Annotated in this window: 27 protein-coding genes and 1 riboswitch; of the genes, 4 read left to right on the top strand and 23 right to left on the bottom strand. The window is 49.9% G+C overall.

Features of this window, described 5'->3' with window-relative positions:
• Positions 1 to 9: 9 nt before the first annotated feature.
• Positions 10 to 504 carry a hypothetical protein gene (locus NYE70_RS26010; protein WP_445323840.1) on the bottom strand — a complete coding sequence of 165 codons (495 nt, stop codon included), beginning with the start codon at positions 502 to 504 and terminating at the stop codon, positions 10 to 12.
• Here NYE70_RS26010 and NYE70_RS07245 point away from each other — a divergent pair.
• A complete protein-coding gene (locus NYE70_RS07245) occupies positions 397 to 933 on the top strand; it encodes a polysaccharide deacetylase family protein (RefSeq protein WP_445323832.1) in 537 nt (178 codons plus the stop codon). The genes NYE70_RS26010 and NYE70_RS07245 overlap by 108 nt on opposite strands.
• Before the next feature lie 119 nt (positions 934 to 1,052).
• Entirely contained in the window at positions 1,053 to 1,961 is a 909-nt protein-coding gene (locus tag NYE70_RS07250) for a polysaccharide deacetylase family protein (RefSeq protein ID WP_445323751.1), read from the top strand.
• Between the two features lie 306 nt (positions 1,962 to 2,267).
• Here NYE70_RS07250 and serS read toward each other — a convergent pair whose 3' ends face one another.
• From serS to NYE70_RS07265, 3 genes are all read right to left on the bottom strand, one after another.
• Entirely contained in the window at positions 2,268 to 3,569 is a 1,302-nt protein-coding gene (gene serS / locus NYE70_RS07255; protein WP_341045538.1) for a serine--tRNA ligase, read from the bottom strand.
• A 268-nt stretch (positions 3,570 to 3,837) separates the two neighbouring features.
• Entirely contained in the window at positions 3,838 to 4,206 is a 369-nt protein-coding gene (locus NYE70_RS07260; protein ID WP_341045539.1) for a hypothetical protein, read from the bottom strand.
• Positions 4,203 to 4,796, bottom strand: a complete 594-nt coding sequence (locus NYE70_RS07265; RefSeq protein ID WP_211020915.1) for a CPBP family intramembrane glutamic endopeptidase — start codon at positions 4,794 to 4,796, stop codon at positions 4,203 to 4,205. The genes NYE70_RS07260 and NYE70_RS07265 overlap by 4 nt, the downstream gene beginning before the upstream one ends.
• Before the next feature lie 697 nt (positions 4,797 to 5,493).
• Between NYE70_RS07265 and serA the strand changes: the two genes are divergently transcribed.
• Positions 5,494 to 7,083: a phosphoglycerate dehydrogenase gene (gene serA, locus NYE70_RS07270; RefSeq protein ID WP_290406189.1), complete on the top strand. Its 1,590-nt coding sequence runs from the start codon at positions 5,494 to 5,496 to the stop codon at positions 7,081 to 7,083.
• A 106-nt stretch (positions 7,084 to 7,189) separates the two neighbouring features.
• Here serA and NYE70_RS07275 read toward each other — a convergent pair whose 3' ends face one another.
• The 18 genes from NYE70_RS07275 to ribD form a co-directional block, all read right to left on the bottom strand.
• A complete protein-coding gene (locus tag NYE70_RS07275) occupies positions 7,190 to 8,632 on the bottom strand; it encodes a HAMP domain-containing sensor histidine kinase (protein WP_213654025.1) in 1,443 nt (480 codons plus the stop codon).
• The gene (locus tag NYE70_RS07280; RefSeq protein ID WP_211020918.1) at positions 8,633 to 9,349 is read right to left on the bottom strand and encodes a response regulator transcription factor; all 717 of its coding nucleotides are present in this window, start codon (positions 9,347 to 9,349) and stop codon (positions 8,633 to 8,635) included.
• A gap of 72 nt (positions 9,350 to 9,421) precedes the next feature.
• Positions 9,422 to 10,684 (bottom strand): cytochrome c biogenesis protein CcsA, encoded by a 1,263-nt coding sequence (gene ccsA, locus NYE70_RS07285; RefSeq protein ID WP_211020919.1) that lies wholly within the window; start codon positions 10,682 to 10,684, stop codon positions 9,422 to 9,424.
• Positions 10,681 to 12,351 (bottom strand): cytochrome c biogenesis protein ResB, encoded by a 1,671-nt coding sequence (gene resB / locus NYE70_RS07290; RefSeq protein ID WP_211020920.1) that lies wholly within the window; start codon positions 12,349 to 12,351, stop codon positions 10,681 to 10,683. The genes ccsA and resB overlap by 4 nt, the downstream gene beginning before the upstream one ends.
• 21 nt (positions 12,352 to 12,372) lie before the next feature.
• Positions 12,373 to 12,900 (bottom strand): peroxiredoxin family protein, encoded by a 528-nt coding sequence (locus NYE70_RS07295; protein WP_211020921.1) that lies wholly within the window; start codon positions 12,898 to 12,900, stop codon positions 12,373 to 12,375.
• Between the two features lie 265 nt (positions 12,901 to 13,165).
• Positions 13,166 to 13,930, bottom strand: a complete 765-nt coding sequence (locus tag NYE70_RS07300) for a pseudouridine synthase (protein ID WP_211020922.1) — start codon at positions 13,928 to 13,930, stop codon at positions 13,166 to 13,168.
• Positions 13,931 to 13,999: 69 nt separating this feature from the next.
• Positions 14,000 to 15,007, bottom strand: coding sequence for a DUF2167 domain-containing protein (locus tag NYE70_RS07305; RefSeq protein ID WP_341045543.1), 1,008 nt, complete (start codon positions 15,005 to 15,007; stop codon positions 14,000 to 14,002).
• A 211-nt stretch (positions 15,008 to 15,218) separates the two neighbouring features.
• Positions 15,219 to 15,752 carry a spore maturation protein gene (locus NYE70_RS07310; protein WP_280520360.1) on the bottom strand — a complete coding sequence of 178 codons (534 nt, stop codon included), beginning with the start codon at positions 15,750 to 15,752 and terminating at the stop codon, positions 15,219 to 15,221.
• A 7-nt stretch (positions 15,753 to 15,759) separates the two neighbouring features.
• Positions 15,760 to 16,392, bottom strand: a complete 633-nt coding sequence (locus tag NYE70_RS07315; protein ID WP_211020923.1) for a nucleoside recognition domain-containing protein — start codon at positions 16,390 to 16,392, stop codon at positions 15,760 to 15,762.
• Positions 16,393 to 16,454: 62 nt separating this feature from the next.
• The gene (locus tag NYE70_RS07320) at positions 16,455 to 17,642 is read right to left on the bottom strand and encodes a D-alanyl-D-alanine carboxypeptidase family protein (RefSeq protein WP_213654023.1); all 1,188 of its coding nucleotides are present in this window, start codon (positions 17,640 to 17,642) and stop codon (positions 16,455 to 16,457) included.
• A gap of 163 nt (positions 17,643 to 17,805) precedes the next feature.
• Complete coding sequence (gene ytfJ / locus NYE70_RS07325; protein ID WP_213654022.1) at positions 17,806 to 18,291, bottom strand: GerW family sporulation protein; 486 nt, start codon at positions 18,289 to 18,291, stop codon at positions 17,806 to 17,808.
• Between the two features lie 115 nt (positions 18,292 to 18,406).
• Entirely contained in the window at positions 18,407 to 19,105 is a 699-nt protein-coding gene (locus NYE70_RS07330; protein ID WP_213654021.1) for a DUF2953 domain-containing protein, read from the bottom strand.
• Between the two features lie 176 nt (positions 19,106 to 19,281).
• Positions 19,282 to 19,944 carry an SMC-Scp complex subunit ScpB gene (gene scpB / locus NYE70_RS07335; RefSeq protein ID WP_213654020.1) on the bottom strand — a complete coding sequence of 221 codons (663 nt, stop codon included), beginning with the start codon at positions 19,942 to 19,944 and terminating at the stop codon, positions 19,282 to 19,284.
• On the bottom strand, positions 19,913 to 20,728 hold the full coding sequence (locus tag NYE70_RS07340; protein WP_211020985.1) for a segregation and condensation protein A: 816 nt from the start codon (positions 20,726 to 20,728) through the stop codon (positions 19,913 to 19,915). The genes scpB and NYE70_RS07340 overlap by 32 nt, the downstream gene beginning before the upstream one ends.
• A gap of 70 nt (positions 20,729 to 20,798) precedes the next feature.
• Positions 20,799 to 21,266 (bottom strand): 6,7-dimethyl-8-ribityllumazine synthase, encoded by a 468-nt coding sequence (gene ribH / locus NYE70_RS07345; RefSeq protein WP_280520359.1) that lies wholly within the window; start codon positions 21,264 to 21,266, stop codon positions 20,799 to 20,801.
• Between the two features lie 38 nt (positions 21,267 to 21,304).
• Entirely contained in the window at positions 21,305 to 22,549 is a 1,245-nt protein-coding gene (locus tag NYE70_RS07350; RefSeq protein ID WP_211020928.1) for a bifunctional 3,4-dihydroxy-2-butanone-4-phosphate synthase/GTP cyclohydrolase II, read from the bottom strand.
• Between the two features lie 27 nt (positions 22,550 to 22,576).
• A complete protein-coding gene (locus tag NYE70_RS07355; RefSeq protein WP_213654018.1) occupies positions 22,577 to 23,260 on the bottom strand; it encodes a riboflavin synthase in 684 nt (227 codons plus the stop codon).
• Positions 23,261 to 23,278: 18 nt separating this feature from the next.
• Complete coding sequence (gene ribD, locus NYE70_RS07360; RefSeq protein ID WP_213654017.1) at positions 23,279 to 24,406, bottom strand: bifunctional diaminohydroxyphosphoribosylaminopyrimidine deaminase/5-amino-6-(5-phosphoribosylamino)uracil reductase RibD; 1,128 nt, start codon at positions 24,404 to 24,406, stop codon at positions 23,279 to 23,281.
• A 272-nt stretch (positions 24,407 to 24,678) separates the two neighbouring features.
• Positions 24,679 to 24,876: riboswitch (FMN riboswitch) on the bottom strand.
• A 169-nt stretch (positions 24,877 to 25,045) separates the two neighbouring features.
• On the opposite strand from ribD, the gene tlp reads away from it, so the two are divergent.
• Positions 25,046 to 25,264 carry a small acid-soluble spore protein Tlp gene (gene tlp, locus NYE70_RS07365; protein WP_290406179.1) on the top strand — a complete coding sequence of 73 codons (219 nt, stop codon included), beginning with the start codon at positions 25,046 to 25,048 and terminating at the stop codon, positions 25,262 to 25,264.
• Between the two features lie 93 nt (positions 25,265 to 25,357).
• On the opposite strand, the gene NYE70_RS07370 is transcribed toward tlp, so the two are convergent.
• Positions 25,358 to 25,795, bottom strand: coding sequence for a peptidylprolyl isomerase (locus NYE70_RS07370; protein ID WP_211020932.1), 438 nt, complete (start codon positions 25,793 to 25,795; stop codon positions 25,358 to 25,360).
• Between the last annotated feature and the right edge of the window lie 53 nt (positions 25,796 to 25,848).

Here is a 25,848-nt window from a genome sequence, read left to right on the forward strand (position 1 = left end):
GAAACAAACTCATGCGGAATAAATACAGGAAAGCGAGATGATAAAGTTGATCAGCAAAAAAGTTCTGCTGTTTGCAGCCGTATGCCTGCTGCTAAGTGCATGCGGCCAAAAACAGGAAACACCGGAACCGACTCCCTCCGCAACTGAATCCAATGCTGCCGCTCCTTCCGGAGGCACCTCGGCAACGTCAACGGACTCGGAACCGGTCAAAATCAGGAGAATGGAACCGATCCAGCAGGACCCAACGATCAAAACAACAATGACAAACAAAATGGGCAAGAGCAGCCGGCCAACCTTTACTATATCGACCATACCAACAATGTAGTTCCCCTTGAAGAGGGCGCCGAGAAGAAAGTGGTGCTTTTGACGTTTGACGACGGTCCAAAGGAAAAAGAAATGATCGACGACCTTATCGATACATTGGACAAGCACAACGCCAAAGCTATATTTTTTGTCAATGGCTACCGAGTCAAAGAGAAGCCCGAACTCTTGAAGCTGATCCATGACCGCGGTCAAATCATCGGGAATCATAGCTGGGACCACATCGATCTAAATATAGAAACGGAAGACAGCGTCCGTAAGCAGATCGAGGACGTACAGAACATCGTCGAAGATACGATCGGTGAAAAACCCCGGTTTTTCCGTCCGCCATTCGGCTCGGTGAACGACACGCTGCAACAAATCGTCGGAGAGAACGACATGATCTACACGACCTGGTCCAACGACTCGCTTGATTGGGATCCCAAGAATAACAAGCCGGAAGCTGTGATCCAGAACATCATGGATCAGATGCATCCCGGCAGTAACATACTTATGCACGAACTCCCTTGGACCGTGGAGGGACTTGATGAGCTCCTGACCAAACTGGAAGCTGAAGGCTACAGTTTCGTGGATCCGCGTACCATTTCTGATAATCCGGGAACGGGCAATTAACTTATCCATCCCTGGGGAACAATTCTCTCTTCCGACTCACAAATTACTAGTATCTCCACTTTATTCGCACTTTAAAACAAACTCATACTGCATAAATACAGGAAAGCGAGATGATCCACTTGATCAGCAAAAAATTGGTGTTGTTTGCAGCCGCATGCCTGCTGCTAAGCGCCTGCGGCCAAAAACAGGAAACCCCGGAACCGACTCCCTCTGCAACCGAATCCAACGCTGCCCTTCCGTCCGGAGGCACTTCGACAACGTCACCTGAATCGGAAACCGGACAAAATCTGGAGGCTGAGCAAGAACCTGAGAATGGCACCGATCCGGCAGGAACCGACGGGCAAAACAAGGATGACGAGCAAAATGGGCAAGAACAGCCGGCAAACCTCTACCATATCAACAAAGCCTACAATGTGGTTCCCAATGAAGAGGGCACCGAGAAGAAAGTGGTGCTGCTGACCTTTGACGACGGACCAAAAGAACAAGAAATGATCGACGGTCTTATCGATACCTTGGATAAGCACAACGCCAAAGCGATCTTCTTCGTCAACGGCTACCGCGTCAAATCGAAGCCCGAACTTTTGCAGCTGATCCATGACCGCGGTCAAATCATCGGGAATCATAGCTGGGATCACATCGATCTAAAAAAGGAAACGGAAGCCAGCGCCCGGAAGCAAGTCGAAGACGTTCAAAACATTGTCGAGGAAACGATCGGCGAGAAACCCCGTTTTTTCCGTCCGCCATTCGGCTCGGGGAACGACAAGCTGCATCAAATCGTCGAAGAGAATGACATGATCTACATGACCTGGTCCAACGGCTCTCTTGATTGGGATTCCAAAAATAAAAACAAGCCGGATGCAGTGATCCAGAACGTCATGGATCAATTGCATGCCGGCAGCAATATACTGATGCACGAGCTTCCTTGGACCGTTGAGGCACTCGATGAGCTCCTGACCAAGCTGGAAGCCAAAGGCTACAGTTTCGTGGACCCGCGCACCATTTCTGAAAAACCGGAAACGGCTAAATAATGAAAGGCCATGTTCTTCAAATAACTGGATTTTCTATAGTTAATTTCACGTAATTTATTCAAAATTCAAAAATAGATGTAAAACCTCCAGTTAATTAGCCGCTATCCCTGTTACATCGGGAAATGGGGCTGAATAGCTGGAGGTTTTACAGTTAATTCACTCAATTTGCCTTTCTATCGGATAATAACTGTAAGTTTTACAGTTATTTGCATCCAGCACGAATCCTGAAATTCTTGTACTTCAGTTCCGTGTTGATCCATCCAAGCGCTGCGCTTGAGGTCCCCTGGGTTTGAATCTCTTTAGAAGTCAGTCGTTCCTTGCTTCAACAAGACCGGGAACCAACAACTCTCTTCCGCCCAAATATTTACGAAGCGCCTCCGGGATATAGATCGACCCATCCTCTTGCTGATGATTCTCCAGCAGCGGAATCAGGATGCGCGGCGACGCTACCGCCGTATTGTTGAGGGTATGGCAGAATACAAGCCGTCCATCTGCATCACGACAGCGGATATTGGATCTACGCGCCTGGAAGCTATGCAGGTTCGAAGACGAGTGGGTCTCCCCGAAATCGCCCCGGCTGGGCATCCAGGTTTCAATATCATACTGTTTGAACGTCTTAGGCGACATGTCGCCGGCGCAGACAGCCATCACCCGATAAGGCAGCTCAAGCAGCGAGAGTAGCCGCTCCGCATGGCCGGTAATTTCGCGATGCAGCGAATCCGAGACGGCATCGTTCGGCTCACAAATCACTACCATTTCTACTTTAGAAAACTGATGAACCCGGTATAATCCCCGAACATCCCGTCCCGCCGAACCGACTTCATTACGGAAGCAGGTCGACACGGCTGCCAATCTGATCGGCTCCTTCACATCTAGAATTTCGTCCCCGTAATACGATACAAGCGGCACCTCCGCTGTTCCAGCCAACCATGCTCCTTCATTATCTACCGAGTAGGCCTGGTCCCTCCCCGATGGAAAATACCCCGTATTAATCATTTGCTCCTCTTTCATGAGCAAAGGCACCTCAAGCGGGGTGAAACCCGCATCAAGCAGCAGATCAAGTGCAAGCTGCTGTACGGCCCGATGAAGGAGCAAGCCCGGTCCTTTCAAATAGTAGCTGCGGCTGCCAGCCACCTTTACCCCTCGGGGAATATCAATCATTCCGTGCAGCGCGCCAAGCTCCACATGATCTCTAGGCGAAAAATTCCATACCGGCAGATCCCCCTCTCTCCGGATCTCCACATTGTCGGCATCGCTTGCCCCAGCCGGAGTATCGGCCGAAGGTACATTCGGAACAAGCAGCATCAACCGGTTGAATTCCAATTCCGCGGTTTGTAATTCCTTATCCACTTCTTCCAATTGCCCGTTCAATTCCTTCAGCGATACTTTCATGCTCTCCATCTTGGACAATTCGCCAGCTTGGGCCGCTATAGCTACCTCCTTCGACCCTTCATTTCTCCGTCTTCGTAACTCCTCCGATTCCTGCAACAGCTGACGCCGACGTTCATCCCACGTTAAAAGTTCCTCCACCGACAGGTTCAACCTTTTTGCATCGGCCGCTTCCTGTACTTGTGTCGCGTTTTCGCGAATCCACCGAATATCAAGCATTACCACCGCTCCTTTTCTTAAAAAAACACAAAGAGCGCCCTCATCCTTGGGACGAGGAGCGCTCTGCTCGCGGTGCCACCCAACTTATTGCAGCGCATACGGCTGCAATCACTTTGGATCCGCGATAACGGGCGGGCCGGTAAACTTAGAAAATTCGGTTTGATTTTCTTGGCGAAAACGCCTCCGAGTTGGATGCTCATCATCGGCATTTTAAGAATTTTAAATTTTTCACAGTATATCCGATTTGCAAATCAAGCGCAACCCCGGATTAGAGACCATGGCTTTCTCCCCAAGGAGAGTCACTGATCCCCCACCACAGCAAATAAATCATGATCGCGATGAATATGTACAATAACGAATTGTAAAACCATCTGGTAATTTTGATACGCTGGGAAGGGAACATCTCTTTTCTCGTCGGCAGTTCGCTTACGTCAGATTCATTGCCTTCCGTGAAATATTCGGTATCACTGATAATTGGTGCGGTTTCTGAAGACACCGCCATTTCAACATAGGATGTCCCCGATGCTTTACGCTCAAGCGTTTCGGACGCCTCGGTTCGGCGCGTCCTTTTACGCGTCCCATTAGCGGAGCTGCGGTTTCGAGCATGCCGCTCCGATCTGCTCAGCCTTTCGTTCATGTTTCCCTCCGATATTTGATAGCTAGTCCTGAGATGAGGTCGATGAGAAAATGACAGACGATCGGGGCCCAAAGCGTCCCTGTCTGTACGTAGATAAATCCAAGGCCATAACTGCTGGCAAACACCCAGCCCGTCGGGATCCAGTGCTTCAGATAACGGATATGGATCACGGCAAACAGGATGCTGGTCCAGTAAGGTCCCAGACCGTGCTGAATCGCTCCGCGAAACAAAAGTTCTTCACAAATCGACACAACGAAAGCGATCAAAACGATATGCCACACGGGGCGGGCTTGGAACAGCTTGGTATTGATTCCCCCATCATCCAAAGCTTCCTCAAGGACGATTTTTGAAAGCAGCAAGTCAATGACCAGCATGCACCCCGCAAGCCCTACTCCCCAATAAAGGAATTCCGGGGTCTGCGGAAATTTCAGCACGGTAAGCGGATTTCTTTTTTGAAAAAAGAGAATAATCAGTCCAATAAACAAAGCTAAACCTTGAGTAAAATAAAGATTGATCAATAGCAAACGGTCATCAATCTGAGCGGGATCCACTCTCTGGATCTTCACTTTGCCGAATTTGAATTTTTTCATAATTTTGTCAAACCCTGTCTATTGTAATAGAAATACAAGTCAATAAGTCAATCAGTTAGCCAAGGGCAAAAAAATACCCGGCTCGTCCGGAAATGAGCAAATTCGACATTAATAAAATCATACCCAAAAAACCGGTCGGATTCAAGGCCGCTCCCTGCGCCCGAAACCGATCGGACGAAATAGTATTGACACCTCTGACGCCGCATGATACATTATGAAAAATTAGATTTCGCAAAATACTGTGAAGGAAACAAAGTCGTCCGGAAGCTCCCAGAGAGCCGGTGGTGCTGGAAACCGGCAGTGGAACGACAACTTTAGCGATCCTGAGTCACTGCGTTGAACCTCTTATCAGATTGTAGGCGCAGTCGGAATAATTCCGTTATCATTCCGTCATTATGACATTGAGGCTGTGACCTGCAAAGGTCCAGTGAATTAGGGTGGTACCACGAACAACTCTCGTCCCTTACTACGGCAGTAGTATGCGGATTGGGAGTTTTTTTAGTACCTTTCGCCCAATCGCGCCAAATTCTTTGTTTGCGGTGCTCATCTATCTCTATCCTTTGGCACAGTGTAACGGTAATGGAGAAAAGCAAGTGCGTATGGTAATGCTTTCAGGGGTATGCAGGCTGCTGCGGGCAGTCCGCAATCCCGAAGAAGCAATCCTATAAACAAAAGACAAATTAGGAGGCTAGAAATCATGTTTAAAGTATTAGTTTCGGATCCAATCAGCGACATGGGAATTCAGCAGCTCATGGACGCAAGCGACGTCGTCGTGGAGAAAAAGACAGGACTTAGCGAGGATGAGCTTGTTGCTATCATCGCCGAATACGACGGCCTGCTCGTCCGCAGCCAGACCAAAGTGACCGAGAAGATTATGGAAGCCGGAAAAAACCTCAAAGTTATCGGCCGCGCAGGCGTCGGCGTTGACAACATCAACCTCGAAGCGGCTACTAAGCGCGGGATTGTCGTCATCAATGCTCCCGATGGCAACACGATCACAACTTGCGAGCATGCTTTCGCAATGATGATGGCGCTGGCCCGTCACATTCCGCAAGCGTACGCCAAGACGATCCAAGGCACATGGGACCGCAAGTTCCTGGGCGTGGAATTGCGCAACAAGACGCTCGGCGTTCTCGGCATGGGCCGGATCGGCAGCGAAGTCGCAAAGCGTGCAAAAGCGTTCGGCATGGATATTCTCGGCTACGATCCGTTCCTGACGGAAGAGCGTGCTGAGAAGCTCGGAATTACGCTGGCTTCGGTGGACGATATCGTCCGGAACGCTGACTTCATCACCGTTCACACACCGTTGACACCGGAAACGAAGCATATGATTTCGCGTCCTCAATTTGAAGTTATGAAAAAAGGCATGCGCATTATCAACTGTGCCCGCGGCGGTGTAGTTGACGAAATGGCGCTTGTTGAAGCGATCGATCAAGGGATCGTAGCCGGTGCGGCGTTTGACGTATTCGAGAAGGAACCGCCGGAAGCGGATCACCCGTTCCTGAACAATCCGAAAGTCATCGTTACTCCTCACCTCGGCGCATCCACGATTGAGGCCCAGGAAAATGTGGCTATCGACGTCTCGGAGCAAGTTCTGCATATTTTGCGCAACGAACCGTTCAAGAACGCCGTGAATATGCCTCCGGTAGCTCCTAGCGTAATGAATAAGCTTCAGCCTTACTTTGAGCTCGGTGAAAAGATCGGCGCATTCGTGGCTCAGCTCAACGATGTGGCGGTTCAAGAAATTCATGTCGATTACGCTGGCGACTTGGCGGAAGTCGACACTCAGCCGCTGACTCGTTATATCATTAAAGGTGTGCTTTCGCGCCACTTCGGAAATGACGTCAACATCGTCAACTCGATGCACCTCGCCAAAGCCCGCGACGTGAACGTTGTCGTATCCCAGGCTTCGGCTACCAAAGGCTTCACCAACCTGATCAGCGTATCGCTTAAAACTCAGGACGGTGCAGAACGCCGCATCGCGGGTACGCTGTTGAACGGGTACGGCGCACGGATCGTTCAAATCGATAAGTTCCCGGTTGACATCGCTCCGGAAGGACATCTGATCTTCATCTCGCACAACGACAAGCCGGGTATTATCGGCAGCGTAGGCACGTTGCTCGGCAAAAACGATGTCAACATCGCTTCGATGCAGGTTGGCCGGAAAATCGTTGGAGGCGAAGCGATCATGGTGCTCACCGTTGATAAGGAAACGCCTAAGGAAGTCCTTGCTGAGCTGACCAAGCTGGCTGAAGTCAACAAAGCTCAACAAATCGCTTTTGAATAATAAGTCTCTGAACTAAGATTCAATCCAATATGTTCCACGTTGAACAAGATTAATCTCTTCGGTTCAACAAAAAAACACCCTTTTTACAAAGGGTGTTTTTACATTTTTACGATAATTGCGGCTTTTCGACAGGCAGCAGCATATGAAATGCGGTTCCCTTCCCCACTTCGCTCTCGGCATAGATCGAGCCGCCATGGGAATCGACAATGTTCTTCACAATGGACAAGCCTAACCCCGTTCCTCCGGTTTCACCGCGGACGCGTGCTTTATCGGCTTTATAGAATCTGTCGAAGACGAACGGCAAATCGTCCGCCGGAATCCCGACTCCACTGTCTCTAACGGACAAGTGCAGCTCGGATCCATGTCCCCCTTCAGCCATTCCCGCTTCAATAGAGATCGTGCCCCCTTCAGGAGTATGACGGAAAGCATTGTCCAGCAGATTCGTCAGCACCTGCTCCAGACGATCCTCGTTCGCCTCCTGGAGTTCCAGGGGACCGTCCTTAAGCTCCAGCCGCAAAGCGATGTCATTCTCCTTCGAGCGTACGAGAAATTTGCGGTATACGCGTTCGGCGAGCTCCCGAATATCCACAGATTGCATAGTCATATCGGTATGACCAGCCTCCATACGGGCCAAGTCCAATAAGTCCCGGACAAGCCGCCCCATTCGAAGCGATTCATCATGAATAACCTGGACCAGCTCTGCGCTCTCCTCCGGAGATGTCGCCATTCCGTCAAGCAACGCTTCGCTGTATCCCTGCATCATCGAAAGCGGTGTCCGGATTTCATGCGAAACATTAGCTACGAAATCCCGGCGCATTTTTTCCAGCTTCACTTCTTCGGTAACATCGCGCAGAACAGCTACCGCCCCGCGAATGCCTCCATCCGAAGCAAGGGGGGCCATATGCACGGACCAGACGCCTTTTTTTACATGGATGTTCATGCTCTGGTCGCCTTCCTGATCCAGCACTTTACGAAACATCTGCTGAAGCGGACGCGGAATCTTTTGCAATGAGCCCTGAACAGTTTCTGCCGTTTCGCTTTCCTCATCCGGCAAATCGCCCCACATCTGCAGAATGCGTTCACCCGGGGGATTGGTCAATATGACATAGCCGCTCCCGTCCAAGGTAATAACCGCATCATTCATGCTGCGAAGCACGCTGGATAGGTGCTCTTTTTCATGGTTCAGACTTCGGATCGTCTTCTCCAATTCCTCGGCCATATGGTTGAACGTATTAGACAACACGCCGATCTCGTCGCTGGTTTTCAGCGAAAGCCGGGTGTCGTAATTCCCTTTGCGAATCGAATCCGTGGCTTGAATAAGCCGCTGCATCGGCTGCGTAATTTTGGTGATCAAAAATAACGCAAAGAACGTTGTCAGCGAGAAGCCGATCATCGAAACGAGGACGAACAGTTTTTTGATGGCTCCCGGATTCGTAAAATTCGTATCGATATAGGGAAGAAAAAACAATCCCACGGAAAGGAGGACAAATGCCACCAGACAAATGATCGTAATCCACAGCTTACCGACAAGCGTTCTTAAGAAATTCACTTATTTCGCTACCTCCAGCTTGTAACCTACGCCCCATACCGTCGTGATCATGGCAGCGGATTCCGGAGATACTTTGTTCAACTTCTCGCGAAGGCGTTTCACATGCGTATCGACCGTACGCAGGTCGCCGAAAAATTCGTAGTTCCATACATCTTTCAAGAGCTCTTCCCGGGAGAACACTTTATCCGGGGAGACTGCCAGATAATGCAGCAGTTCATATTCCTTCGGCGTCAAGCTGACTTCCTGCCCGCTGGCCGTAACCCGGTGAGCGTCATGCTCAATAACGAGATGAGGGAACACGATATTGTTGCTAGTACCGTTTTCCTTGGTCAAGTAGGCTGTCGCCGAAGCGCGGCGCATAATCGCTTTGACCCGGTAAATCACCTCGCGGGGACTGAACGGCTTGACGACGTAATCATCGGCACCGACTTCAAATCCCTGCACCCGGTTGATCTCTTCCCCTTTGGCCGTCAACATTAACACCGGCGTCGACTTCACTTGTCTAAGACGGTTACATACCTCTACCCCGTCGATTCCCGGCAGCATCACATCGAGGAGAATCAAGCCGTAATCGTTGGCGGTCGCTTTTTTCAGAGCTATTTCTCCATCCTCGGCTTCATCGATTTCATATCCTTCTTTTTCCAGATACATTTTAAGCAATCGGCGGATGCGTTCTTCATCGTCGACTACCAGAATACGGTTTTCTTGATCTGACATGGACAACAACCCCTTCATCTTCTTACGCTTGAGCACTGAATGTAGTTCATTATTGGTTAGATTATTATATCATTAGTCTGTGCCCGCATAGGAATGCAAACCCGCAATGATGAGATTGACCCCTACGAGGGTAAACATAACGACTAAGAAGCCGAGTACGGCGAGCCAGGAAGCCTTGCGCCCCTGAAAACCGCGCGATAAACGAAGATGCAGATATGCACTATAGAAAAGCCAGGTAATGAGAGCCCATACTTCTTTCGGGTCCCAGCCCCAGAATCGTCCCCATGCCTGCTGCGCCCAAATCATCGCAAAGATGAGAGCTCCCAGCGTAAAGATCGGGAACCCGATTGCAATCGCGCGATAGCTGATCTCGTCCAGATCATCCGGATCTATACTCTTCACCGTCGGTGCCAGCAATTCGCTGAGCGAACGGCGGAGAATCAAACGAAGCAGGACGTAAATGATTACGCCGGAAATCAGCGCCCACAACACCGTGTTAAGCTTGCGGCCCGAGTTATCGCCTTTCATCCACGCCGGCGCTTCAAACAACGGTTTATCCAGGCCGAGGAACGGTTGAATGGATTCTACACTGCTGTCATGCGGAGCCACAATCGGAGGCATAGAGTACATCTTCTTGTCTATTGTACTATCTTGCTCTACTTGGCTGTCAATCTTTGTCGCATTTTGCGTGAAAACAGCTTCATAACCGGAAGCGCGGAATGCGAATACGGAGACAATGAAGCCCACTACTATAATAATAGAAAAAAGCGTAAATTCAACCCACCATTTTTGCCGGCGGGATATTTTGTCTTTTGCGCTGAAGTCGATTGTCCGTAGCAAATACATTAAACCGGCGGCAAAACCGACCGCAAAGAACGATTCTCCCAAAGCCGCCAAAGTAACGTGTATGTACAACCAGATGGATCTAAGCGACGGAATCAAAGGCTGAACATCCTGCGGAAATACCGCTGCATAAGCCATAATAATTATGGCGATCGGTAAAGCAAACATACCGAGCAAAATTTTACGGTAAATCAAGAAGACGACCGTAAAGGCTACCATAACCATCATGGACAAGAAGGTCATGAATTCGTACATATTACTCACCGGAACATGCCCGCTGTACGCCCAACGCGTACCGCAATAGACCAGATGGGCTAGCAGTCCAAGGGAAGAGGTCGCAAACGAGATAATCCCCCATTTGCGTTCATGCTGCTTCGGATCGCGATTTCTCCAGGTTTTCCCCGTTACGGCCACTACATAAAAAATAAAAGATAAACAATATAAATAAAACGCAATTACAAAAGCCTGTCTACTGACCTCTAAAAAACTCATGACCGATTCCCCCCGTTATCCAATTGCTTCTCATCCACTTCCACATTCATCATTTTGAGAAATGAAGCCACTTCGCGGCGCAAGCCGAACCAGTTCTTCGAAGTGTGGCCCCCCACGGTCAATACGCCGTCATCGATGCGAAGCCAGATCCGCCGGTGCTGCCAGTAAAATCCCATAACCAGCCCGAGCATTACGATTCCAAGACCCGTCCAGACATAAGGCATCGCCCGGTCGATACGGATATTTAAGTAGCTGGAGGACTCGATAAAGTCGACATCTTCCATTCCGATTACATCCAGCTGCAGTTTGTTCTGCAGACCGCCGAGCTTTTCGTTAATGGCATCCTGCTGAAATCGTTCTTTATCGATCTGTTTGGGAAAATAAATGTACTGGCTTCCCTTTTCCGGTAAATCCGGTCCCTTGACCAAAAACAAAAATGCCGGAGCATTCGGATCTTTGGATTTGGAAATCGGCTGACCTTGATCATTTAAGGCAAAATCCATGAACTTGTTTTTCAGCTCCAGCGTATAAGGGCCAAGAGTGAAATTCTGCTGCGGGTTCGTCATATCAAGCTTGAACTTTCCGTATTGCTCGCCTGTCTCAACATTAACAAGCACGGGTTGTACCGACCGCAGCTTCGGCGTCAAGTCAAAGTCGAACTGATACGCCTTAAAGCCTTTATAGTTCAAGGGGTCATTGACCCGGATCGCATGCTGTTGAACCTCTTTCAGCTTCGGCTCCTTAGAAGGATCGCCGCAATCCGCCGTGCATTCATACAGGATCGCCTTTGTCTCAAACAGCTTCGGAACGATCTTGCCGGTACCACGGAAATCATCGGACATTTCTTCTTCGGTGTAGTATTCGACCGTGAATTTGTCGTTCTTCAAGTAAAGATTCGTGTCGGGAATTTTGGTGATCTCCCCTTCAGGGAACCAGTAATGCTTGTCGAGATGCAGACCCGGCAAACCCCGGAATAGCACGGCCAGCAAAAACACGATCAGGCCGATATGAATCACGTAAGGGCCCCAACGGCTGAACCGCTGCTTCTCGGCCAGGAGGGCGGAACCGTCCGTATGCACACGGTATCCCTTTTTCTTAAGCGGCTTCACGGCCTGTTGAACCCATTCCTCGCCGTTTCCCTCGACCGGCCCTTGGTAAACCACCTTTTGCCGGGTAAGAAATTGCATGTGCTTGCGAATCTTCTGTTTTGAAAGCGCTTTGTAAAGCGGAAGCACCCGGTCCAGACTGCAGATGACAAGAGAGGCTCCGATCATCACGAGCAGCAAGACGAACCACCAGGACTCGTAAGTGTGGGACAAGCCCAGCTTGTAATAAATATCGCCGATCGTTCCATACTTATCCTTGTAAAAGGTTGACGGATCAAAACTCACGAAATTGCTTTCCTGTTCAAAAATTGTACCGAAAATCGCCCCGATCAAAGTGAATATGATTAGATAAATAGCCACCTTGACCGAGGAAAAGAAGTTCCAAATCTTATCGATAAAGTTCGGGTTTGCGCGTTGCGAACGCCGGGCTACGCCGTCGTAACGCATCTCCAGCAATTCCTTGGAATCCGCATGTTCGTCGAGCGGCTTGCCGCAGGCTTCGCAAAGCACCGTGCCGACCCGATTCTGGTGCCCGCATTCGCACTTCGTATTTTTAATCAAAAGAAAGTCCCCCTATCTCCATCAAGGATTCACCAGCCGCTTGATTTGATCGTCCAAGGTCGCCAAATTCAGCTCGCCTTCATGGATAGAGGCAATTTTGCCTTTCTTATCGACAAAGAAAGTCGTCGGCATCGGCACAACGCCGTAATCCTGAACCGCTTCATTGTTCGTATCGTAAAGCACCGGAAAATCGATGCCGAGCTGCTGCGTAAAATTCCGCACCGTCATCTCGTCTTCGCCAGTGTTGATGCCTAGCACCACCACGCCCTGATCGCTCCACTTCTTCCACTGCGCCTGAAGCGCGGGCATTTCATTAACGCAATACGTGCACCAGGTAGCCCAGAAATTAACGACCACCGCTTTACCTTTGTACTCTTCCAGGGTATGTACCTTACCATCCATCCCAAGCAATTTGATCGCGGGAGGTTTGTCACCCATCTTAGGTTTACCGCTTCCGCCGCCGGATACAGCCGATCCGATGGCATAGACGCCAAGGATGACGATAAAGATTAAAATGACGATTTGTACCGGACGTCTCGCCTTCCCCATAACCAACTCTCCTTCTATGACAAATATCATAATCAATGGACAAAAAGTGAATATCCTATGAACATTATAACGAAAATTGCCATAGTTTCAGCCGGGGGAAATTTGAATATTATGTGTCCTTATCATTATATAATAAATTCATTTTTCTGCAATTTACGAGGCTGGAGTGCAAAAAAACCAGCTTTTCCTAAGCGGTAATCTTCGATCCGAGCCAAGCGCAAAAAAACAGGGCACAGAATCTTTACGGATTCCATGCCCTGCATTTCTATTTCGATCTGTCCGCTTGTCCTTTTGCGGACTTATTGCCTGCAATTCTGGCCTGTTTGAGCAGACCCTCAATCTCTTCCTTGGTCAGATGACGATAAAGGCCTCTCTTCAGGTTGCCGAGGTAAAGATCGCCGAAAGAAATCCGTTTCAATTTAGTAACAGGATGCTTAATCGCATCGAACATTCTCCGCACCTGCCGGTTTCTGCCTTCGTAAATCGTAATGGAGATGGTGGAGTGCTTCTGTTCGGGATCAATATCTTGATATTCCACTTCCGCCGGAGCCGTCATGCCATCCTCCAGCATTACACCCTTCTTCAGCTTGTCCAGTTCAGTTCCATGAGGAACGCCTTTTACGGTTGCATGGTACGTTTTCGGAACATGATGCTTCGGATGGGTCAGCAAATGGGCGAAATCTCCGTCATTCGTCAAGAGCAGCAGACCTTCGGTATCATAATCCAAACGGCCAACCGGATAAAGCCGTTCGGTAATGCCCTTTAAATAATCGGTGACGATTTTGCGGCCTTGGGGATCCGATGCGCTCGTAATAACGCCTTTCGGTTTGTTAAATACGATGTAAATCTTCTTTTCCGCGCCGATCGTTTTCCCGCCGACGGTAATCACATCTACAGCCGGATCAGCCTTGGTCCCAAGAGTAGTCACGGTTTCCCCGTTGACCTGCACCTTCCCGCCGAGAATCAATTCCTCACATTTACGGCGTGATGCTACTCCGGCTCCCGCCAATATTTTTTGCAATCTTTCCATGTCTATAAGTCACCTCATACACATGATACCCATAGGAAACGAAAATCACAATAGCAGCCGTCAAGCTAATCAGTCCGCCGGGGGAGCCGGAGGAGTCTGGGGCGGCTGACCTTGCCCGGAATTTGGTGCTGCAGGTGCATAGGGATCTTGATTTCCCGGCGCTGTTCCGCCAACTGGGGGATCTTGCGTCAGATTACTTTGGAGTTCCTGTTTCTTTTTCTTCTTACCGGTAATAAATCTCCATACCACGCCCAACGCGGCAATAATAACTACCCAGAACTTCCGGATAATCAGGACCAGGGCGCCGATCAGTCCGACCTTCTTCGCCACGGCCAGGCCGGCGCCGCCTACGATCAAAGCGGTGAGGCCATACTCCGCTTTTTTATCCACTTTGGGATCAAAATCCTCATACCGCTGCCCATCCTTCAGAGTAAACGCCGTCAGAATCTGATCCTCCATAATCTGCTTCGACTGAGCAAGCTCTGCCGGATCGGAGATCAACACAGCGGATACATTGCCTTCGCGCGTCAAAATTCGAACGTTATAATTAATAATCTGTTCATCATAGGCATCATGCCCGATGAGCGACCAAGTCAGGCTCCGCAGCTTCTCATCATATTTCGGCGGCGTTTCCCAGCCGTCCACGAACATATGATTCGCTTCATCACGATTCTTATTGCTCTCTTCCGTTCCTTTTATATAACTTTCAAGCAGCGCATCCGCATCGATATCATTCTTTTCTTTATCGGATATATGTCCGGAGTCTTCATATTCAAACATGACCGCCCAATTCTGAGCATCATCCATCGGAAATACCATCCCGATCTCCATCCCGCTTGGAACTCCGCCGGATTCCTGTTGGAAAGTTTGAGTGTCGGCTCCGTTAAGAAACACGAAATCCTCGCTCAGCTTCAGTTCAGCCAGATCATCCCCGAGCGTAACACTTTGTCCCGTTCCTTCAATCCAGTTCAATTCCGTTTCGGCATAGGCGCCGTTAGACGTAAAAATGGTTGCGAGCATCATGACAGTAATGGAGGCCGCTCCAAGCCTTCCTATGAATCTTTTCTTCTTCCACATGCTGTGAATTCCCTCTCTTTTCCTTATGTATTTTGAAAAATGCAGACCCGTTCTATATACCCACCAACTTCCTGATTAAATCGAATTTTATGAAAATCTTTAATATTTGAGACTTTAGTCACACAAGAGAGCACAAAAAACACCGAACCGGGAGTCTCCCCGGAACGGCGTTCAACTTGATGCAAAAGTTATGAAAGTTATGTATGATGCCCTATCCGAACAAAAGCAAGCAAACCGCGATCGCGGCAATAAAGCCGACCACATCGGAAAAGAGCCCCACCTTCAAGGCATATCTTCCGTTTCTGATTCCAACCGCTCCAAAATATACGGTGAGCACATAAAGCGTAGTATCCGTGCTGCCCTGTATGGTAGAAGCAATGCGGCCGATCATCGAATCGGGACCATAGGTTTTGATCAGATCGGTCGTAAAAGCCAAAGAGCCTGTACCCGTCAAAGGCCTCAGAAAACCGAGAGGCAGAATTTCAGCCGGTACCTGGAGCTTCTCAAGAAACGGAGTCATCCACCCTACAAAAAACTCCAGTGCTCCCGATGCGCGAAACACACTGATCGCCACCATCATACCGACCAGGTGGGGGATAATGCCGATCGCGGTAGAAAATCCGTCCTTAGCCCCGTCGACGAAGGACTCGTATACCGGAACCTTTTTCAATTGAGCATATAAAGGAATAAATGCTATCATGACAGGCACGGCCCAGGCGGACAACATATTAATCCAGTTCAGCAATCGGGTCTCACCTCTTTAACGATAGTGTAGACGCAGGCGGAGGAATCACCGGAGGCTGCTTCCAGGCATGCCGCTTTCGGTACCATCGATCCGCCGCGATCGCCGCGATAGTGGCGATGCCTGTAGCGAGCAGAGTCGATCCGACGATTTCAGCAGGATTCGCCGAGTTGAAATTCATTCGGATGGCAATCAGCGTAGTCGGAATCAACGTAATGCTTGCCGTGTTAAGCGCCAGCAGCGTACACATGGCTGGAGAAGCCGTTTCCTTATCCGGATTTAGCTCCTGAAGCTCCTGCATGGCCCGTATTCCCATCGGCGTGGCCGCATTGCCGAGCCCCAGCAAATTGGCGCTCATATTGGAAAGAATGTAGCCCATGGCGGGATGATTTTTCGGCACATCAGGAAACAGATAGGAAACGACCGGACCAAGAATCTTGGAGATGCCCTTTACGAGTCCGGCTTCCTCAGCCAGCTTCATGATGCCCATCCAGAACACTAGGACGCTGATCAAGCCTAGGCAGACTGTAACACCTGTCGCGGCTCCCTCAAACGCGGCCTGGGTCACGACATTGATATCTCCCTTCACCGCAGCGAACACAAAACCGATCAAGATTAGGGCCAGCCAAATCTTATTGATCATTATTCTCCCCCCTCTCCACAATTGCTTGGCGTTGCTCTTCAGACTGTCTGTGCCACTGAAGATTATCCTGCAAGCAGCATTGTTTTCAGGACCATTTCAAACGAATCCGACCATCCGCCCGGAACAACCTTGGCCCCTGTCCCGGTCGGCATGGCAACCGGATTCCCGAATCCCGCCTTTGCGGACGGACTCGATGTCCCCTGCGCCACTTCATATACGGGGACCGATCCGACTTCGCTATTCCCGATAGAAATCGCAATCTTTCCACGGTAACCGAATGAATCCGACTTTCCGCTCTTTAATATCAGCCTAAGCTCCACTTCATCCTTCTCCTCCTCGGAGAGCGGATAACGGAAGCTTGTGCCTGCTCTTAATCCGTCTTTAACGGCTTGCCCTTCTTCCACCAACGATTTGAGCGGGTAATGGGCAAACGCATAATCCAGCAGCTTACGATGATCACTCCAATCGTCGCCGTCGTTGATCGTAACGGCCACAACTTGCTGTCCGTTCCTCGTTGCCGAGCTGACTAGGCAGCGTCTGGCAATTTTGGTATAGCCCGTTTTAACGCCGTCTGCGCCTTCATAGAACCGCAGCATTTTGTTTTTGTTGTCCCAGCGGTAATCCCACGGATCATTCGGGTTTGGCGCTTTTCTGGAAGGAGTGCGCACGATCTCTTTGAACAGCGGATTATGAAGCGCATAGGCTGTCAGCTTGGCCAAATCATTGGCAGACGAATAATGCCCTTTCGCATCCAGGCCATGCGGATTCTGAAACTGTGTATGCTCAAGTCCGAGCATCTTTACTTTTTCATTCATGAGATGAACGAAACCTTCTTCGGAGCCCCCGACATGCTCGGCGATCGCTGTCGCTGCGTCATTACCGGATCGAAGCATTAAACCGTACAGCATATTCTCAAGGCTCATTTCTTCGCCGAGACGCAGATAAATGGAGGAGCCTTCCTTGCCGAAGGCATTTCGGCTGACTTTCACATTCTCCTTGGTTTGTCCGTGTTCGATAGCGACTATGGCGGTCATGATTTTGGTCAAACTTGCAATCGGAAGCTCGTCATCTCCGTGGGAGCTGTACAAAATTCTTCCGGAAGTGACATCAATCAGTGCAGCCGCTTGCGCATGGGTGGACGGTGCAGCAGGTGCCTTCTCCTTAGCCCCGGCGGCCGGCGGAATGGCCAGCAGCAGGCCGAGCGTCAGCAATCCGGCTAATTTTATCTTGGATGAAATTCTCATCGTCATCTTCCTCCGACTCTCGCTTGCGCGAACTAGTAATTACTATATGCAGCAGGCTCCTGGAGTATGTCCAAGCCAGGTAACCGTAGTAAAGCCGCAATTTATTAATTTATTCCAATCATTTTCTTCAAAAAAAGTCCCCTCCGGGGTTCCGGAAGGGAACGGCTCTTTAGGCAAAAGGATGGATAGCCGCTTCCGCGGCACTTGCAACATCCGGCTTGCCTGTGGTTACCGAACTTGTCACGGTTTGGACCGAGCCATTCGGAAACATGGTCTGGATTTTATCGATCAGCATGGGAACCGCATCGATCACCTTCTCCATCAAGTGGGTTTGATTATCAAGCGGAACGATGTGAACCCCCTGTTTACCGACCACGAGAAATGCGATCGGATTGATCGACACGCCGCCGCCGCTGCCGCCGCCAAACGGCCGGGCTTTGCCTCCTTCAGAGGTCGTCCCGCTCTTTTCGGGTTTCTCGTCAATGTTGAAATCACTGCCCCCGGCTGCAAAGCCGAAACCGACCCGGCTGATCGGAAGAATGACGCTGCCGTCCGGCGTTTCGACCGGCTCCCCGACAATCGTATTCACGTCAACCATATCCTTGATGTTTTCCATCGCGGTTTTCATTAGCCCTTGTATCGGATGCTCAACCATAAAAATTCCTCCTCAGTGCGATATAGATAAGTACTTACCATCGCTTTTTCGTATTGTGGGCACTTTGAAGGAGGAGTATGCACCATCCCTTTTTATTCCTAAATCGTAACGGGACTTACTCTCCTGATTGATTGCCCTTCGAAAGGAGGCTTCTCCACTTCTTCACTCCGCCCTTAACTTTCAATACGCGGACCACCAGAACCATTCCAGCATAAACAGCATTCCCGAGACGTATTTCAGCCGTACAGTTGAGCTCGGTGGAAAATAACGGGGAACCGCCGAATACGGGAACGACAAACAACTTCGGACGTTGCCGCAAGGAAATATGGTAGGAAAGCCATCCGATCAGCGTAGTTTTCAAAGCCCATAACGCGCCGGTAAGGGTTGCCGTATGGGCTGCATCGGTAAGCGCCACATTTGTAGACCATTCCATGCTGACCAAGGTGACCCGGCGAAGTGTCGTATTCAGCCACTTTTTCAATCCTCTGGTTGCCCGGATCATATCGCGAAATTGCTCCGCCCAGAGGTTTACTTTTTCCTTATCGATTTCCTGCTCCCCGGCCGAAGTATGCGTCTTGAAGAAATTATCGCTACTATTGTTCTCGACCCATAAGCCGTCCTGCAGCTTATTCAGCCCAAGGGCCGGAATCCGATAATGATATGTAAGCAGCCCGAACAATAGCGTTACATCAATCATAATCGTCTCATCCTTGTTTTCCTTCTTGAGCTTGATATGAAACGTTATTTTGGATAACAAAATCAGCGTCAGGACCAGCAGCAACAGGACCAGGATGCTTCCGAGCCAAATCCACACGGGAGTGCCCTCCAAGCCATAATCAGATAACAAGCTCCGAATAGTATGGCACGGTTATCATTAAAAAATTCCAAGTTTGGCATTTTGGCGTAGTATGCAACACAAAAAAGCCGCCCGTAAGGGCGGCTTGAGCAGACTATTCATTTGCGCTGATACGGGTACACGATCATTCCCCATCAACTCTCTTGTTCTTGTTCCTCTTGCTGCTGTTCCTGTTCCGGATTAGCTTCCTGCCCCGTCTTGTCGACATCGTCAAAAGTGAGCTGCTGCTCCTCAAGCTTCTGAAATAACAGCTGAGTCTCTTCCTCTAATTGCTCAGCACTTTCGAAATCGGCCAGATCCGGCAGATCCTTCAAACTGGCCAGACCGAAATAATCGAGGAAAGCTTTGGTCGTTCCGTATAAAATAGGACGTCCGATCGCCTCCGCCCGGCCGACCTCTTCAATAAGATCTTTGTTTACCAGGGTGTGGATGGCTCGTTCCGACTTTACGCCCCGAATTTCCTCCACCTCAATTCGGGTAATCGGCTGACGGTATGCGATAATGGAGAGCGTCTCCAATGCCGCCTGGGACAGAGAGGAACGTGAGGGTGAATAGGCAAGCTTCTCGAAATAAGGCGCGTGCTGCGGCAACGTAGCGAGCTGATAATTACCGGCGATCTGGACGATTTGCAAGCCCCGACCTGCCCGCTCGAAGGAATTCTTCATATCTTGAAGCGCATCCGCGACTAAATCCTGCCTTTGCTCAGTCACCTCCGCAAGCTGCTTCAAACTGATTCCTTCCTCACCTGCTAAGAATAGCAACCCCTCAATAATCGATTTCAATTCCTGATAATTCATCTGCCTTTACTACCCCTCTCCACTCCATGACAATATCATCGAACAACTTGTTTTGATAACATACGATTTGTTTCATTTTCATCAGTTCTAAAATCGCCAGAAAAGTAACTACAATTTCATGCCGGTACATTTCCTGATGCAGCAGCTTGGAGAACAGGAGCCTGCCTCCCTTTCCTACACTTTCCAGCGCGGAAACGACTTCCCGGATCCGGTCCTTGACCGAAATTTCATCCCGGTGAATACGAGCTACCGTGTTGCGCTTGACCGCTTTCCGGATCGCCTTCTGGAAAACCGCAATCAGGTCCGCGGCATGCAGGCCTTTGACGGGATTCTCTTCGATTTCGGGTAAATACGGTGTCAGATCCTCCGGCTCCTTGGAAAATATCAAACTGCGTTCCCACTCGCGCTCGTGAAGATGCTCGGCAATCCCTTTATATTTGCGGTATTCGATCAGTTGGCGGATGAGTTCATCCCGGGGATCCTCTTCGTCCTCCATCAAATAATCGAAATCATCGTCAAATTCGATCACTGGCGGCTTGGGCAGCAGCTGCTTGCTCTTGATCGACAGCAACGTCGCCGCCATGACAAGAAATTCACTGGTCACTTCCAGTTCCAGCTCCTGCATATTGTGTAAATATTCGAGGTACTGGTCCGTAATTTCACTGATCGAAATTTGGTGAATATCTATCTCCGCTTTATCGATCAAATGCAATAGAAGGTCCAGCGGTCCTTCGAATGATTCCAGCTTGTATAATACTGTCGTCAATGAACTTCCCCCACCCATGACATGCAAAATAGCTTATAAAAGAAAAATGCAGTACCCCGAAAAAGAAGGGTACTACATTAAATAAGCACTATTTTAGCTGATTCGTCAAGTTCGCCATTTCAATGGCTGCCATTGCGGCATCCCATCCCTTGTTCCCGGCCTTGGTGCCGGCACGTTCGATCGCCTGTTCAATGTTTTCGGTAGTCACGACGCCGAAGATAGTAGGAACTCCCGTTTTTAGTCCGACCGCGGCAACGCCTTTAGCCGCTTCGTTGCATACATAGTCATAATGCGAAGTTGAACCGCGAATGACGGTGCCCAGCGTGATCACTGCATCATACTTTCCGCTTTCCGCCAGCTTCTGTGCCGCAAACGGAATTTCGAATGCACCTGGCACCCAAGCTACGCTGACCTCTTCGTCCTTAACGCCATGGCGCTTCAGCGCATCCAGCGCTCCGCCCAGCAGCTTGCTGGTAATAAATTCGTTGAACCGTCCAACTACAATCGCGTATTTCAAGCCGTTTGATACTAGATTTCCTTCATATACATTCATCATTTTGAATACCATCCTTCCACTATTAGGAAATTATTATTTTATATTTCAGAAGACTCGTTTTGCTCCAGGTCATCGAATTTCAACAAATGCCCCAACTTCGATTGCTTAGTATGAAGGTAACCGGAATTATCTTCATTTTCCTCCATTTGAATCGGTACGCGCTCCACCACTTCCAGGCCATAACCCTCCAGCCCTTTGATCTTGCGCGGGTTGTTGGTAAGCAGACGGATTTGGCGAACGCCAAGATCCTTTAATATCTGGGCACCGATGCCGTAATCGCGCAGGTCGGCCGGAAAACCAAGCTTGAGGTTGGCGTCCACGGTATCCAGGCCTTGCTCCTGGAGTTTGTAGGCCTTCAGTTTGTTAATAAGACCGATACCGCGTCCCTCTTGCCTCATATAGAGCAATACCCCTCTGCCTTCCTGTTCGATCTGTTTCAGCGCCGCTTCGAACTGCGGCCCGCAGTCACAGCGATGCGAATGGAATACGTCTCCCGTCAGGCATTCCGAATGCACCCGCACCAGCACCGGTTCGTCTCCGCCGATTTCCCCTTTTACCAGGGCGACATGCTCTTTCGTATCGACGTCGTTTGTGTAGGCAATTGCCCGGAATTCCCCATAATCCGTTGGCATACGAACCTCGACTTCCCGGTTGACCAGCTTTTCCTTTTCATTACGGTAATGAATCAGGTCTTTGACACTGATCAGCTTGAGATCAAAGGTTTTGGCGATCTCCATAAGGTCGGGGAGCCGAGCCATGGTTCCGTCCTCCTTGATCACCTCGCAGATGACTCCTGCGGGATATGCTCCGCACATCCGCGCCAGATCCACCGCGGCTTCCGTATGGCCGGCCCGCCGCAGAACGCCGCCCTTCTTGGCGATCAGCGGAAACATGTGACCCGGACGGCGGAAATGGGCCGGTTTGGCCTCGGGGTCCATAATCCCGCGTACTGTCAGGGAACGTTCATACGCGGAAATCCCCGTCGTAGTGTCTTTATGGTCAATGGAAACCGTAAAGGCTGTCCCATGATAATCGGTGTTTTGCGCTACCATCGGTTGTAATTCAAGCTCATCGGCACGCTCTTGCGTAATCGGCAGACAGACCAGCCCGCGCCCCTGAGTAATCATAAAATTGATGACTTCGGGCGTAGCTTTCTCGGCTAACGCAACGAAATCCCCTTCATTTTCACGATCTTCATCGTCGACGACTATAATCACTTTTCCGCGCATCAATTCATAAATCGCTTCCTCAACGCGGTCCAACTGGATATCACTATCACTCATCTAAATCCCCTCCACTCTCAACTTTCTTCACGCAAATCCATGCTCCGAGAGGAACGCAAGATTGATGCCGCCTCTACTATCTTCCGATTCGTCGTCCTGAGCAGTTCCGTTTTGGGCCCTTCCGAATTTGAGCAAGTGCTCCACATATTTGCCCAGGACGTCGCATTCCATATTTACCGTATCGCCGGGACGTTTGAATGCAAGCCCCGTTTCGGCGAGAGTATGAGGAATTATGGATACCGAGAACCGCCCGCCCGAAGTCTGCACTACAGTAAGACTTATTCCGTCAACCGTAATCGATCCTTGGGGAATTATATATTTGAACATGGACGATTCTGCCGGTTCAATCTCATATACGACCGCATTTTGATCTTTGCGGACCCGGATAATCGTCCCTATTCCGTCCACATGCCCCTGAACAAGATGGCCGCCGAATCTTCCGCCTGCCGCCATGGCCCGTTCCAGATTGATCCGGCTACCCGGCTTCAAATCCTTGAGGTTCGTGTGGCGGTAAGTTTGCGGCATCACATCGACAGCAAAAGAAGAAGAGTCAAAGGAGGTGGCCGTCAGGCAAACTCCGTTGACGGAGATGCTGTCTCCCAGCTTCAAGCCTTCCGTTACCACGCTGGCCGAGATGCCAAGGACCATCGCTTCTCCTTTGCGGCTAACCGATTTTATTGTCCCGATCTCCTCTACTAGTCCGGTGAACATAAGCTCCCCTCCTTACTCCTAAATTTTGAGTCCTTCCTTAGTAGCGCCTGACCAGACAGGTGTTCCTTTGATGCACACATTATCCCCCATTTGCTCCACTTCCAAATCGGTTAAATGAACTGCGTCTTTCATCAGGCTGTAACCGTCAAACATAAAATTCCCGGGAGACTCGAGCCCTCCTATCAGCTTAGGGGCAAAAAACATGACAACTTGATCGGCCAATTGCTCTTGAATCAAAGAGCCGTTCAATCTCCCCCCGCCCTCTACGAGAATGGATGAAATCTCCTGCTCGCCAAGCTTTGCCATAGCCAATTTCAAATCAACCTTCGGTCCCTCGCCGCACGGAATGACCTTAATCCCCCGCTCACGCAAAGCAAGCACCTTGTCCGGGTCAGCTTTATCCGTCGTTAGAAGGACTGTCGGAGCTGCGCCGTCGTTAAGCACTCTGGCGCTTTCCGGGATCCGCAGCTGCGAGTCGACGATAATACGAACCGGTGACAGCCCCGGCACCGGAAGCCGGGTTGTCAACTGCGGATCATCAGCTATGATAGTTCCGACCCCGACCATGATGGCCTGATGCCGGTGCCGCATCGTATGGACCATCTCCCTTGCTGCTTCGTTCGAAATCCACTTGCTGTCTCCGGTTCTCGAAGCTATTTTGCCGTCCAGCGTGCTTGCGGTTTTGATCGTGACGTAAGGAAGCCCTGTTGTAATAAATTTGATAAATGCCTTGTTGAACCTAATTGCTTCTTCGCGGAGAACGCCGACATCCACCTGGATCCCATTTTCCCGCAAGCTCCGTATTCCCCGTCCCGCCACTTGCGGATTGGGATCTTCACTGGCAACGACGACCCGTGCCACTTTTTCCCGAATCAAGCGTTCGGAACAAGGCGGTGTCAACCCATGGTGACTGCATGGCTCAAGAGTTACATAAACCGTGCTGCCTTCGGCCATTTCGCCGGCCATATTAAGAGCGTGTACTTCTGCATGCGGCGTACCGCGCCTGAGATGCGTACCCAAGCCAACGACCGCGCCTTCCTTTACCACAACCGCCCCGACGACCGGATTGATGCCCGTCTGGCCTTGGGATCGTTCCGCCATTTGAATCGCCAGTCCCATATAATACTCGTCGTTGATATTGTTCAATTGAATGTCCTCCTTCCTTGCGAAAATGTAAAAAAACCCGCCGGAGCATTCCGGCAGGGTAAATTGAGAGAAATGTATGTACGCGAATAAAGCAAGCAAACGCAAATAGAAGATGTCAAAGCTGATGCATGACAAATCAAACGTCTGCCGTCCTCATAAAGCAATATTTTCCCAACGCAAATATGACATTGTGAAAACAATTACTTTAAGAACTGCTTCCTATATTTGAACACATGGCGTGTCTAAAAATTCATTAAACCCCATGCGTTCCGCGTCTCCTTCTCCCATCCAGACTATACTGTCGGTCCCGGAATCACACCGGCTCAGCCATATGCTGCTGGTTAAGCTCGCATACGGGTCACGGACTCGTGCTTGCTCCGATTCAAATCACATCCAGTCAAAGGATGCCACGGTCATCGAAGCCAGCCATCACCGTCGGTAGGGAATTTCACCCTGCCCCGAAGGAATGCTATTCAGTTAATTATTTGTTGCAACCCGAATGTTATCACTAACCCCTAAAAAAATCAAGGACATTGCTCCCGCCCCCGTCCGGGAATAAAAACTCCGCCTCTGAGCGAAAATAACTCCGACACCCGTTAATTCAATAAAAATTTCATCTACATTAGGAGGAATTCATTCGTGGCAAAACCTGATGATCGCTCTGATAATGTTGAAAAACTACAGTCCAGCATTCAAAATACGATTAAAAATTTCCGGGAAGGCCAGGATTATTTAAGTGAGCATGCCGACGAAATTTCCGGCGAAGAAAAACACCAAATAGAGGAAAAGAACGCCCGGCGCCTCGACAGCATTCGCGGGTTCCGCGAAGAGGTTAAGGACGAAGCGGCAGACCACTAACAGTTAAAATATGCCGAAATTGTGCAAATACGAAACCCCTCTGAGGAGTAATCCTTCAGAGGGGTTATTGTTGTTGATTCTATTCTATTTCAATTACGCTTCGTCCCAAACCGTAACTTCTTTCATTTTGTCGCCAGGGCGAACCTGATCGACAAGCTCCATGCCGGAAGTTACTTTGCCGAATACCGTATGGACGCCATTCAAATGCGGCTGCGGCTCGTAGACGATAAAGAACTGGCTGCCGCCGGTGTCTTTGCCTGCATGAGCCATGGACAATACGCCGCGCTCGTGCTTTGTCGTGTTAGTCGACGTTTCACATTTGATGGTGTAGCCAGGGCCACCCGTGCCGTTACCGACCGGGCATCCGCCTTGAGCAACAAAGCCCGGAATAACGCGGTGGAAAGTCAAGCCGTTATAATATCCGGAATTCGCCAGCTTTTCGAAGTTGGCTACCGTTCCTGGCGCTTCTTCGGGCAGAAATTGAATTTCAACCTCTCCGCCTTTTTCCAAAACAATTTTCCCTTTTTTCATATGGGTCACTTCCTTCTTCGAATTATCATTGTATTAACTTCAGACAAACCTCT

Source organism: Paenibacillus sp. FSL R5-0407 (assembly GCF_038009185.1).
GTDB lineage: Bacteria > Bacillota > Bacilli > Paenibacillales > Paenibacillaceae > Fontibacillus > Fontibacillus vini.